Raw genomic sequence first — 12,535 nt, 5'->3', positions numbered from 1 at the left:
CCCTCTCCCGCCTTGCGGGAGAGGGGAGCACGTCCCAAACCTGCATCAAGCCCTCACCAGCCTCACAAGCGTAATCTCCGAAGGCGCCCCGAACCGTTTCGGCGGCCCCCAGTAGCCCGTTCCGCGGCTCACATATACCCAGAGGCTTTCATGCCGGTTCAGCCCATGCACGTAGGGCTGCTGCATCGGCACGAACAGGTTCCACGGCCAGAATTGCCCGCCGTGCGTATGCCCCGACAACTGCAGGTCGAAGCCCGCCGCCGCCGCCGCCGGTGCCGTGCGCGGCTGATGTGCCAGCAGTACGCGCGCCGCCGCATCGCCGGGAGCGCCGTCCAGCGCCTTGGCCGGATCGCTGCGATGACTTTCGATGAATGCTCCGGCCGTGAAGTCGGTCACCCCGCCGAGCACCAGCGACGCATTGCCGCGCTCTACCACCACATGCTCGTTCATCAGCACGCGCAGGCCCAGCCGACGCAGTTCATCGATCCACGGTTCGGCGCCGGAGTAGTACTCGTGATTGCCGGTCACCACATACGCGCCATGCCGCGCCCACAGCCGCCCAAACGGCGCCGTGTGCGCGGACAGTTCGCGCACTGAGCCGTCCACCAGATCGCCGGTAATGGCGATTGCGTCGGGCTGCAGGGCGTTCACACGATCGACGATGCGGTCGAGGTACGGGCGCTTGATCGTTGGCCCCACGTGGATGTCGCTGATCTGCGCGATCGTGAAGCCGTGCAGCGCGTCAGGCAGATTGGCGATCGGCACGTTGACCTCCCTGACCTTCGCCAGGCCGCGCGCGTTAAAGAAGCCGATCACCGTCACCGCAACGGCCAGCACCAGCGCGCCCACGGCGCTATAGGCAAGCAGGCCGGGCGGATGCCAGCGGAAGGCCAGCGTGCCCAGCAGGAACACATCGCGCACGATGGTCAGGATCAGCAATGACGAAAAGAAGCCCATCGCCAGCATGCCAACCCATGAGAGCTGGTCGGCCCATGGCGTGGACAGGCGCCGCGCCATCAGCGCGGCCGGCATCAGAAGTGTCGATGCAACGAGCCACAGCACGGCGAGGCCATGGACCACCATCGGCACGGGAAGGTCGGGCAGCAGCCGCACGCCGATATAGACATGCAGCAGCGCCACAATCAGGAACGGGATCAATAGCGAACGTCTGGAACGCGAGGCACTCATGGCGGGGGCGCGAAGATGAGGTCGTTCAAAGGTGAGGCCGCAGCCGCGAAGCTTCAACCCCTGCCGGTTTTTATCATGTCCGGCGCGTTTGACATGGAGGGGAGCAAGGCGCACATCCGGCCGGACTTCCAACGCCCGGTGATCTGTCCATTTTCCTCGGGATCGTGAATCTTTTCGACGCACATTGTTCCGGTCTGCGCACTACTTTAGATTCATCGGGCGTTACATGCGGTGTCGCATGCTGCCCACCGCTGCCGGAGATCCCATGCCATTCCCGAAGCGTACGTTCCTGAGCCAGGCGCTGATTGCCGCCGCATTGCTGACCGCCAGCGCGCCGGCCGTGCTGGCCGCCAATCCTGCCACCGCAACCAACGCGGCGCAGGCGCCGGCTTCGCTGAGCTGGCCGCGCAATTTCGACGCCGCAGGCGAGCACATCGAGCTGTACCAGCCCGAGATCGAAAAGTGGGATGGCAACCGGCTGTCGGGCCGGGCCGCAGTGGCTGTTGGCGCCAAGGACGGCACGCCCACTTATGGCGTGGCCCGTTTCTCGGCGCAGGCCGATATCGACAAGCCATCCGGCCTGGTCCAGCTTACGCAGATTCAGATAGATAGCGTCGACGTGCCGACGCGCGCCGATACCGCCGACAAGGTGCGCCAGGCGCTGGTGGGCCGTCTGCCACCCAAGGGCCTGACCGTTCCGCTCGACGAGTTGCAGGCCAGCTATGCCGTATCGCAGGAACTGGCGCGCGCCGGGCGTGTGCCGGTCAAGAACGATGTGCCGCAGATCCTGTTCGCCACCACGCCCACGCTGCTCGTGCATGTCGATGGCGAGCCGGTCTGGCGCGCCGTGGAGGGCACCCATTTCGAACGGGCCATCAACAGCCGTGCGCTGCTGCTGCGCGATCCGGGCGGCGAGTTATGGCTGCAGGCGGCTGATTACTGGTACCGCTCCGAATCGGCCGGTGGCCGATGGGAGGTTGCCAATCCGTCGTCGGCGCTGCTGGGTGCGGCAAGCAAGCTCGATGCGGCCAAGGACCAGACCAGGCCCGATCCGATGCTGCCCGCCGATGGCAAGAAGCCCGCACGCGCGCCAGGCGTGCTGATGGTGACCGGCCCGGCCGAACTGGTGATTACCAACGGCGAGCCGCAGATGACCCCGGTTGCCGGTGTCGGCCTGCTGACGGTATCGAACGCCGATCACGCCGTGTTCCTCGACCCGTCGACCAACCAGTTTTACGTGCTGCTCTCCGGCCGCTGGTTTCGCGCGCCGATCCTGACCGGCCCCTGGGAGTTCGTGCCCGGCGCGCAGTTGCCGGCCGACTTCGCGAAGATCTCGCCGCAGGACCCCAAGGCGAACGTACTCGTGTCGGTACCCGGCACGCCGCAGGCGCGCGAAGCCGAGATCGCGGCGACGATTCCGCAGACGGCGTCGGTCTCGCGTACGAAGGCCACCGCCACGGTGGCCTATGACGGCGCGCCGAAGTTCGAGCCGATCAACGGCACGTCGCTGCGCTATGCGGTCAATACCGGCACGCCCGTGATCGAGGTCGACAACACCCACTATTACTCGGTGGCCAACGGCGTATGGTTCACGGCCGGCTCGCCCGGTGGCCCGTGGCTCGTCGCCACCGAGGTTCCGGCAGCGATCTATACGATTCCACCAAGCTCGCCGCTGTATTACGTGACCTACGTGCGCATCTATTCGGTCACACCGGACACCGTCGTGGTGGGCTACACGCCTGGCTACATGGGCGTGGTGGTCAGCCCGGACGGCACCGTGGTCTATGGCACTGGCTATGTCTATCCGCCGTACGTCGGCACGTACTACTACGGCTATCCGGTGACCTACGGCTACGGCGCCGGGTTTGGCGTCGGCGTGGCAGAAGGCTTTGCATTCGGCTTCGCCGCCGGTGCGATCTGGGGTGCGGCAGCGCCGTACTGGGGGCCGTACTGGTGGGGTGGCGCCTACAACTGGAACTACGTGAACGTGAACCAGGCCAACTTCTACGGCCGCTGGGGGCAGGGCACGGTCACGCACGCCGAAGGCTGGAACGCATGGACCGGCACGCAATGGCGAGGCACGGCCGCCTCTGGTTATAACCCCGCAACGGGGGCGCGCTACCAGGGCAGCCGGGGCGCCGCGTTCAATCCGTACTCGGGCAACTACGCGGCGGGGCGCCAGGGCTCGTTCGCCAATCCGTCAACGGGCCGCGAAGGTGCAGGACGCGGCGGCGTGGTTGGCAACGAGTACAACGGCAACTACGCGGCGGGGCGGCAGGTGGCCGGCTACAACGCGCAGACCGGGCGGGTTGGCGCTGCGGAGGCCGGTGTCGCGGGCAATACGCAGACGGGCGCGCAGACGGCGGGCAGCCGCGGGTTTGTCGCGAATCCGAACAAGAACAACGCCGTGGCCTGGAACAACGGCAATGTCTACGCCGGGCATGACGGCAACGTCTATCAGCACACCGACAACGGCTGGCAGCAGCATACGAGCAACGGCTGGCAGCCGGTGCAGCCGAACAGCAACATGCAAGGCCAACTGGAGCAGCAACGCCAGGCACGCGAAACCGGCCAGCAACGCTTCAGCAATTCCGCCGCCCAGCAATGGCAGGGACGCATGGCTGGCGGCGGGTTCCAGGGCGGTGGCGCACGTTTTGGCGGTGGTGCAGGCGGGGGACGGTTCCGCGGCCTCAGGCGGTGAGGTTGCCGCATTGCGTCTCGAAAATCCTTAACACGGTCCGCAAAAGATTCATTGGTCGCAGCAGTGGCTTGAACGTAATCTGCGCCGACATGTAAAAGGAGCGGGGAACGGCAGATGACAGTGGCAGCGCTGGCAAATCGGGCACATGCGTACCGGATCGCAACCGCCGCATGGGCGGTGATCATATTGGCCGCTTGCGGCAAATCGGAGCCACCCGCTGCTGCCCAGCAGCCAGTGCCGGTGCAGGTCTTCAAGACCGTGGCCCGGAACCTGCCTGTCACGTTCGATTTTGTCGGCCAGACCCAAAGCGATCAGGCGGTGGATATCCGTGCGCGCGTGTCGGGCTTCCTGATCAAGCGCAACTACCGCGAGGGCGCAGACGTCAAGGCCGACCAACTGCTGTTCGAGATCGATCACAAGCCGTTCCAGGCCCAGCTTGACGCGGCAAAGGCCCAACTGCAGCAGCAGAAGGCCCGGCTGGAAGTGGCACGCGCCAACCTCACGCGCGTGAAGCCGCTGGCCGAACGCAACGCGCTTTCGCAAAAGGATCTCGACGACGCCAACGGCAATTTTCACGAAGCCGCTGCGGGCGTGGAACAGGCGCAGGCCGAGGTCGAAACGCAGAAGCTGAACCTGTCCTATACGTACGTGCGCGCGCCGGTGGATGGAGTATCGAGTTTTGCCGTGTTGCCGGAAGGCGCCTACGTCAGTACCACCAACAGTCTGCTGACCACGGTCTCCACGCTGGAGCCGATGCGCATCAACTTCAGCGTGTCTGAACCGCAGACGCTGCAGTTCCGTGCGCAGCAGCGCGACAACACGCTGGTGGTGCCTGCGGACAGGCATTACACGGTGACCGTGATGATGGCCGATGGCACCGAGTATCCGCAAAAGGGCCGCATCACGTTTGCCGATGCCACGTACAACCAGCAGACCGGCACGTTCCTAGTGCGCGCGCTGATGCCGAACCCCGAAGGCCTGCTGCGTCCGGGGCAGTTCGTACGCGTGCTCGTTGATGGTGCCATGCGGCCCAATGCAATCGTGGTGCCGCAGCGCGCCGTCATGCACGGGCCGAAGGGCGATGTCGTGTTCGTCATCGGCAAGGACAACAAGGCCGTACCGCGCCCCGTCATGGTTGGGGAGCTGTCCGGTTCGATGTGGCGGATCGCCAAGGGCCTGGAGCCCGGCGAGATCGTGGTCGTCGATGGTGCGGGCAAGCTGACGGAAGGCGCACCGGTGCATGTCACCGGCGAGGCGCCGCTGGCAGCGGTGGGAGAGGGCAGCCGTCCGGCGTCGCAGCCGGCGTCCGCACCCGCCGCTGCGCAGAAATCCTGACCGGGAGATCGCCATGCTCTCCGCCTTCTGCGTCAATCGGCCGATCTTCGCCATCGTGCTGTCGCTGATCATCGTGATCGGCGGCGGTGTTGCGATGTTCGCGCTGCCAATCGCCCAGTACCCGGACATCACGCCGCCGCAGGTCACCGTCAGCGCCACCTATGCCGGCGCCGACTCCGACACCGTGGCCCAGACCGTGGCCGCGCCGATCGAGACCCAGGTCAACGGCGCGGACAACATGATCTACATGCAGTCGACCTCGTCACCGACGGGCTCGATGACGCTCAACGTCTACTTCGACATCGGTACCGATCCGGACACCGCGCAGGTGCAGGTACAGAACCGCGTGAACCTGGCGCTGCCGCAGTTGCCAGACGCCGTGCAGAAGACCGGCATCAACGTGCAGAAGCGCTCGTCGAGCTTCCTGCTGCTGATCGCGGTCTATTCGCCCGATAACCGCTTCGACCAGCAGTACATCAACAACTACGCCAACCTGTACGTGCTCGATGCGATCAAGCGCATCAACGGCGCGAACCAGGCCCAGATCATGGGCTCGGCCGATCTTGCCATGCGTATCTGGCTGCGCCCGGACCGCATGGCCGCGCTCGGCATTACGGCGCAGGACGTGCAGCGCGCCGTGGAAAAGCAGAACGAGCAGTTTGGCGCGGGCAGTGTCGGGCAGGCGCCGAATGCGAAGCCGGTGGAATTGTCGTTCCCGCTGGTCACGCCTGGCCGCCTGACCACTCCGGAGCAGTTCGAGAACATCATCCTGCGCGCGGACAACAACGGCGCGGCCATCGTGCGCCTGCGTGACGTGGGGCGTGCGGAGGTAGGCCAGCAGCAATACACGCTGCGGTCCGCGTTGAACGGCAAGCCCGCGACGATCATCGCCGTCTACCAGCAGCCGGGATCGAACGCGATCCAGGTGGCCAAGGAGGTGCGCAAGACGCTCGACGAGATGTCGAAGACCTTCCCGGCAGGTGTGTCCTACAAGGTGTCGCTCGATACCACCGAATTCGTCAGCGCGTCGATCGAGGAGGTGGTGCACACGCTGGCGGAGGCCGTGATCCTCGTGGTGCTGGTGGTGTTCATCTTCCTGCAGAACATCCGTGCCACGGTGATCCCGGTGCTGGCCGTGTTCGTGTCGATCATCGGCACGTTTGCGGGGCTGCTCGCGCTGGGATTCTCGATCAACCTGCTCACGCTGTTTGCGCTGGTGCTGGCCATCGGTATCGTCGTCGACGACGCGATCGTGGTTGTGGAGAACGTCGAGCGCAATATGGCCGAGTTCAAGCTATCGCCGCGCGAAGCCACGCTGCGCGCGATGAACGAGGTGACGGGGCCGGTAATCGCCATCGTGCTGGTGCTGTCGGCCGTGTTCATTCCGGTGGCCTTCGTATCTGGCACCACGGGGCAGCTATACCGCCAGTTCGCGCTGACCATCGTGGTGTCCGTGGCGATCTCCGGATTCTGCGCGCTGACGTTGTCACCGGCGCTGGCGGCGATGATCCTCAAGCCGGGGCATCACACGCCATGGCGTGGCTTTGTCTGGTTCAACAAGCAGTTCGACAGGCTCGTGAATCACTACGGCAACTGGGTGCGCGCGTTCATGCGGCGCGCGGTGCTGGCGCTGGCGTGTTTCGGGCTGATGATCCTGGCGGTGTGGCAGCTGTTCGCACATATCCCCACGGCGTTCGTGCCGGCCGAGGACCAGGGCTATGTCCTGGTGGCCGTGATCATGCCGGACTCCGCCAGTCTTGATCGCACGGAAAAGGTCACGTCGCAGGTCGCGGCGATGTTCCGCGAGCATCCGGCCGTGGAGGACGCATCGGCGCTGTCCGGCTACAGCTTTATCGACAGCCAGTACAAGACCAACGCCGGCACCGTGTTTGTCGGCATGAAGAGCTTCAAGCAGCGCGATTCGGCCGATCTGTCGGTGCCGGCGATGCTGGAGTCGATCACGGGCAAGCTGCGTGCGATTCCCGAGGCCATCGTCATCCCGGTCAATCCGCCGTCGATCCCGGGGCTTGGCTCACAGGGCGGCTTCGAGTTCTGGATTCAGAACCGGGGCACCGGCGATGCGGCGGAGCTTGAAGCCGTGACGCGCAAGTTCATCAAGGCTGCGGCCGCTCACAAGGAACTGGGCCGGCTGACCAGCACGGTGCAGTCGGCATCGCGCCAGATGCGCGTGGAGGTTGACAAGGAGAAGGCCGAGACGATGGGCGTGCCGATTGCCGATGTCTATGGCACGCTGCAGACGCAGTTCGGGTCGCTCTACGTGAGCCAGTTCTCGCAGTACAGCCGCGTGTGGCAGGTGATCCTGCAAGCGGAGCCACAGTACCGCGAGACGCCGAACAACCTTGAATACCTGTACGTGCGCGGGCGTGACAACAAGATGGTGCCGGTCTCGGGTCTGCTGCTCAATCACTACAGCAGCGGACCGGACCTGCTGTCGCGCTTCAACAATTTCCCGGCGGCCAAGATCACCGGCGACGCGGCAACCGGCTACAGCTCGGGCCAGGCGCTGGCCGCGATGGAGGCGGTGGCGCGCGAGGTGCTGCCGGCCAGCTACAGCTTTGCGTGGAGCGGCGAGGCGTTCGAGCAGAAGAAGTCCGGCAACACCACCACCATCGTGTTCGTGTTCGGCATCGTCATGGTGTTCCTGATCCTGGCGGCGCAGTACGAGTCGTGGTCGCTGCCGCTGTCGATCCTGACGGCGGTGCCGTTCGGCATCTTCGGGGCGCTGCTGGCCATCCTGCTGCGCGGGCTGTCCAACGACGTCTACTTCCAGATCGGGCTGGTTACGCTGATCGGGCTGGCGGCGAAAAACGCGATCCTGATCGTGGAGTTCGCGGTGATGAAGCATAAGGAAGGGCTGTCCCATGCCGATGCCGCCGTCGAAGCCGCCAAGATGCGCCTGCGTCCGATCGTGATGACGTCGCTGGCATTCATCCTCGGCGCGGTGCCGCTGTTCATTGCCTCGGGCGCCGGCTCCAACTCTCGCCACTCGATCGGTACCGGCATCATCGGCGGGATGATTGCCGCGACGTCGCTGGCGCTGCTGTTCGTGCCGCTGTTCTCGTGGCTCGTGGGTACCGCCGCAGACAAGTGGACCGCGCGCAGCAAACGGGAAGCAGTGGAAACCGCCACGCCGCCGGCCGAGGGAGAACCGACATGAGCCAGGGATTCCGTGTGCGAGCTGCCGCAGCGACCGCAGCGGCCGCAGTGCTGCTGGCCGGTTGTACGATCGGCCCGAACTACCAGCGGCCGGAGGTTGCGCAACCCGCTGCGTACCGGATCGATACGGGCGTGCTGACGGTGGCTGCCGACAGCGACTGGTGGAACAGCTTCGATGACCCGGTGCTGACTGCCATGGTGGAGGCGGCGCTGCGCAACAACTACGACGCGCGCATCGCCGTGGCGCGGATCGACGAATTCCGTGCGCAACTGATGGTGGCGCGCTCGGGCCTGTATCCGCAACTGAATGCCACGGCATCCGCGGCGCGGCAGAAGAGCGGCACGTTCAACGGCACGCCGCTTGCCGCGTTCGGCGCGCCGCGCAACAGCTACGAGGCGCTGCTCAACGCAAACTGGGAAATCGACCTTTGGGGCCGCATCCGCCGGCAGGCCGAAGCGGCGGAAGCCAATCTCTGGAACGCCGAGTACACGCGGCGCGGCGTGGTGCTGTCGCTGGCGGCATCGGTGGTGCAGGGCTATGCAACGCTGCGTGGGCTCGATGCGCAGCTTGAGGTTGCACAGGCCACGCTGAAGTCGCGGGCGGACGCGCTCGACATCTTCCGGCAACGCTACGAAGGCGGCGTGATCTCGCAGGTCGAGCTGTCGCAGTCCGAGAACGACTACTACACGACCGAGGCCACGATCCCGCCGCTGCGTTCAGCGATCGCACAGACCGAGGCCGCGCTATCACTGCTGCTGGGCCGCGAGCCGGGACCGGTCGAACGCGGCAAGACCGTGGCGGAACTCCAGGCCCCGCCGGTCGGCGCCGACCTGCCGGCAGCCTTGCTCGCGCGGCGCCCGGATGTGCTGCAGGCCGAGCAGAACGCCGTGGCCGCCAACGCGCAGGTTGGCGCGGCGACGGCGCTGTTCCTGCCGTCGGTGAACCTGTCTGGCTTCTTCGGCGCGCTGGCGACTTCGCCGGGGGCGCTGTGGCATAGCGCGTCGCAGGTGTGGGGCTTCGGCGCGGGGCTTGCCCAACCGGTGTTCCAGGGCGGTGCGATTCGCGGGCAGGTGAACGCCGCGGAGGCCGTGAGCACGCAGTCAATGCTTGCGTACCAGGCCAGCGTGCTCAATGCGCTGGCCGATGTGAACAGCGCACTGTCCAGCGGGATCGAAACACGCAATCGGCTGGGCAGCCTGAGCAAGCAGGAGCGCAGCCTGGTGGTCTACGCGGACCAGTCGAAGGCACGCTACGAAGGCGGTTACTCAAGCTATCTGGAAGTCACCGACGCGCAGGAGAAGCTGTTCAACGTGCAGTTGGCCGCCATCCAGGGAAAGGTCGATGTACTGACCAGCACCGCGGCCCTGTACAAATCGCTCGGCGGGGGATGGCCCGCAGTGCCGGCTGACGTGCATGACGCCGGCATGCGCGGGGAGGCCCGGGCCACGCTGGCACGTTGACCGGCGGCGCGGCGACCTGTGCTCCGCTGTGCATAACGGCGCATGGGGGCATGTGGGCGCTATGCCGCCTTCGGCGTGGCAAACACTTCAAGCCCTGCAATCGTGTCCCGCAGGAAGCTGATCAATGCCCGCGTCGCCATCGACAGGTGCGGGTTCGGCGTGGTGATGATGTAGAGCCGGTTGCCCAGCCCCTCCGGCTTCCATTCCGGCAGCACGCGCACGAGCGTGCCGCGCCGCACGTCTTCCCAACTCATGTAGAGCGGCAACAGGCTCACGCCATGTCCCTGCCGCACTGCGTTCATCAGGAACGGAAAGTGTTCGGACTGCAGGTACGGCGTGATCTCCACGTCCTCGCGCTGGGGCCCGCCGCAGTCGTCGCGGCCCAGCGTCAGCAGGAAACGCCGCGACGTATAGGGCGGGCAGAGGAAGCGGCAAGCGGCGAGATCGGCGGGCTGGCGGATCGGCGCAATGCCGGCCAGGTACCCGGGCGACGCGCAGAGCTGCCAGTGGATTGCACAGACATCGCGCGCCACGGTATCTAGCGGCGGCTCGGACGTCACCTTGAGCGCCACGTCGATCTCCGCCGCAATCAGGTCGGTGACGCGGTTGGCGAAGAATACGCGCAGCGAGATGCCCGGGTGCTTCTCCGCGAACTGCAGCAGCAGCGGGGCGATAAACGCATCCCCAAGACCCGTGGGCACGCTCACGCGCACGTGGCCGCGCAGCGTCTTGCCCAGGCTGTCGATCTCGGCCTGAGCGGCCGCCATCTCCTGCAGCATGCGCAGGCCGTGCTCGTAGAGAGACTGGCCCGCGTCGGTCATCTCCAGCCGCCGCGTGGTCCGGCGCAGCAGCATCGCACCAGCCTGCTCTTCCAGTTGCCCAAGCTGACGGCTGATCTGGGACCGCGTGACTCCGCGCCGGCGACCCGCTTCGGCCAGGTTGCCGGCTTCCACGATGTCCACGAACGCCTGGACGAGATGGAGATCCATAAGACGCCCTCGCAAAGATTGTCAATTCTGGCGCAACATTGTGATTCCGGCATCCGGCATTGTCGATAGATGGATGCCCCGTTACAGTGCCTTGTCATTAAAAATACGCACACAGGAGACCGCACATGCCCGCAGACCTCTGGTTCGATTCGCTGCACCGCACCGGCACCGAAGTGCTCGGGCGCGGCATGCGGCTGGCGGGCGGCCTGCGCCGGCTTGGGCTTGAAGAGGGGGGCGTGGTGGCCGTCCTGCTGCGCAATGACCCGGTCTTCGCCGACGTGGTGTTTGCCTGCCGCACGGCCGGGGTCTACTACTGCCCGATCAACTGGCATTTCACGGCCGAGGAAGTGCGCTTCCTGCTGGAGGACAGCGGCGCGCGCGTGCTGATCGTAGACGCCGACCTGCTGGAGCCGGTGCGCTCGGTGATCCCGGCGGGCGTGACGGTGCTGACGGTCAACGGCGCGGGGAACGGTGGTGCAGCCGACGCCATCGCATATGAATCCTGGCTCGACGCGCAATTGCCGTATGACGGCCCCCGCGTGGCGCCGCGCGGCCATCTGGCATACACATCCGGCACCACGGGCCGGCCCAAGGGCGTGCTGCGACGCGCCGTGCCGCTGGCCGAGCTTGAGGACCAGACCGCGCGCATGCGCTCGGTGGTGGCCAAGGCGATCGGCATCGTGCCGGGCTGCCGCGCGCTGATGTCCGCGCCGCTCTACCACAGCGCGCCGGGCGTGTTTATCCAGAACGCGCTGCAGGTGGCCGAACGGCTGGTGCTGACGCCGCGCTTCGATGCCGAGCAGGTGCTGGCGCTGGTCGAACAGCATCGCATCGACGTGCTCTACCTTGTGCCGATCATGTACGTGCGGCTGCTGAAACTGCCGCCCGAGGTACGCGCGCGCTATGACCTGTCTTCGATCCGCTTCGTCGCATCCACGGGCTCGCCGTGCTCGCCCGAGGTCAAGAGCGCGATGCTCGACTGGTTCGGGCCGGTGATCCACGAAACCTACGCGTCGAGCGAGGCGGGCATGGTCACGGTGGCCACGCCAGAGGATGCGGCGTCACGTCCCGGCACGGCGGGGCGCCCGGTCGATGACGCCAGCGTGCGCATCATCGACGAAGCCGGCAAGCCGTGCGCGCCGGGAGAGGTTGGGCTCGTCTACGTGCGCCAGCCCGCCTATCCCGATTTCACGTACCTGAACAATGACGCCGCGCGTCAGGCGATCGACATCGACGGTCTCGTCTCGCTCGGTGACATGGGCTATCTCGATGCCGACGGCTACCTGTTTATCTGCGACCGCGCCTCGGACATGGTCATTTCCGGTGGCGTGAATATCTATCCGGCCGAGATCGAACACGAACTGGTCCGCTACCCGGGCGTGGCCGATTGCGTGGTGTTCGGCGTGCCCGACGACGAGTACGGCGAGCGACTGCATGGCGTGATCCAGCCCGTGGCCGGTGCGACGGTCGATCCGGCGGCGGTCATCGAATGGATGCGCGGCCGGCTGTCCGGCTTCAAGGTGCCGCGCACGATCGAGGTTGTGGCGCAGTTACCGCGCGACGAAACCGGCAAGCTGGCCAAGCGGCGGCTGCGCGATCAGCACTGGGCGGGGCGGCAGCGGCGGGTTTGAGAGCGCATCAATTGCCACAAGAACGCTCCCCTCTCCCACTTGTGGGAGAGGGG

The 12,535-nt window shown here is 66.0% G+C and carries 7 protein-coding genes; 5 read left to right on the top strand and 2 right to left on the bottom strand.

Annotation, left to right across the window (positions count from 1 at the left end):
* Window positions 1-45: 45 nt before the first annotated feature.
* On the bottom strand, window positions 46-1,188 hold the full coding sequence (locus B552_RS0126355; protein WP_035880382.1) for a metallophosphoesterase: 1,143 nt from the start codon (window positions 1,186-1,188) through the stop codon (window positions 46-48).
* Window positions 1,189-1,453: 265 nt separating this feature from the next.
* Here B552_RS0126355 and B552_RS0126345 point away from each other — a divergent pair, with 265 nt between their 5' ends.
* From B552_RS0126345 to B552_RS0126330, 4 genes are all read left to right on the top strand, one after another.
* Entirely contained in the window at window positions 1,454-3,889 is a 2,436-nt protein-coding gene (locus tag B552_RS0126345) for a carbohydrate-binding protein (protein ID WP_019452059.1), read from the top strand.
* Between the two features lie 114 nt (window positions 3,890-4,003).
* Window positions 4,004-5,224: an efflux RND transporter periplasmic adaptor subunit gene (locus B552_RS0126340; RefSeq protein WP_019452058.1), complete on the top strand. Its 1,221-nt coding sequence runs from the start codon at window positions 4,004-4,006 to the stop codon at window positions 5,222-5,224.
* Between the two features lie 13 nt (window positions 5,225-5,237).
* Window positions 5,238-8,402: a multidrug efflux RND transporter permease subunit gene (locus tag B552_RS0126335; protein WP_019452057.1), complete on the top strand. Its 3,165-nt coding sequence runs from the start codon at window positions 5,238-5,240 to the stop codon at window positions 8,400-8,402.
* Entirely contained in the window at window positions 8,399-9,862 is a 1,464-nt protein-coding gene (locus B552_RS0126330) for an efflux transporter outer membrane subunit (protein ID WP_019452056.1), read from the top strand. Before B552_RS0126335 ends, B552_RS0126330 begins: the two co-directional genes overlap by 4 nt.
* Before the next feature lie 59 nt (window positions 9,863-9,921).
* Here B552_RS0126330 and B552_RS0126325 read toward each other — a convergent pair whose 3' ends face one another.
* Window positions 9,922-10,851 (bottom strand): LysR family transcriptional regulator, encoded by a 930-nt coding sequence (locus B552_RS0126325; RefSeq protein ID WP_019452055.1) that lies wholly within the window; start codon window positions 10,849-10,851, stop codon window positions 9,922-9,924.
* A 125-nt stretch (window positions 10,852-10,976) separates the two neighbouring features.
* Between B552_RS0126325 and B552_RS0126320 the strand changes: the two genes are divergently transcribed.
* On the top strand, window positions 10,977-12,482 hold the full coding sequence (locus B552_RS0126320; RefSeq protein ID WP_019452054.1) for an acyl-CoA synthetase: 1,506 nt from the start codon (window positions 10,977-10,979) through the stop codon (window positions 12,480-12,482).
* Window positions 12,483-12,535 lie beyond the last annotated feature (53 nt).

The sequence above is a fragment of the Cupriavidus sp. BIS7 genome, assembly GCF_000292345.1.
In the GTDB taxonomy this organism is placed as follows: Bacteria; Pseudomonadota; Gammaproteobacteria; order Burkholderiales; family Burkholderiaceae; genus Cupriavidus.
Note: the sequence above shows the minus strand (reverse complement) of the source record. Positions and strands in the feature narration are given on the sequence as shown.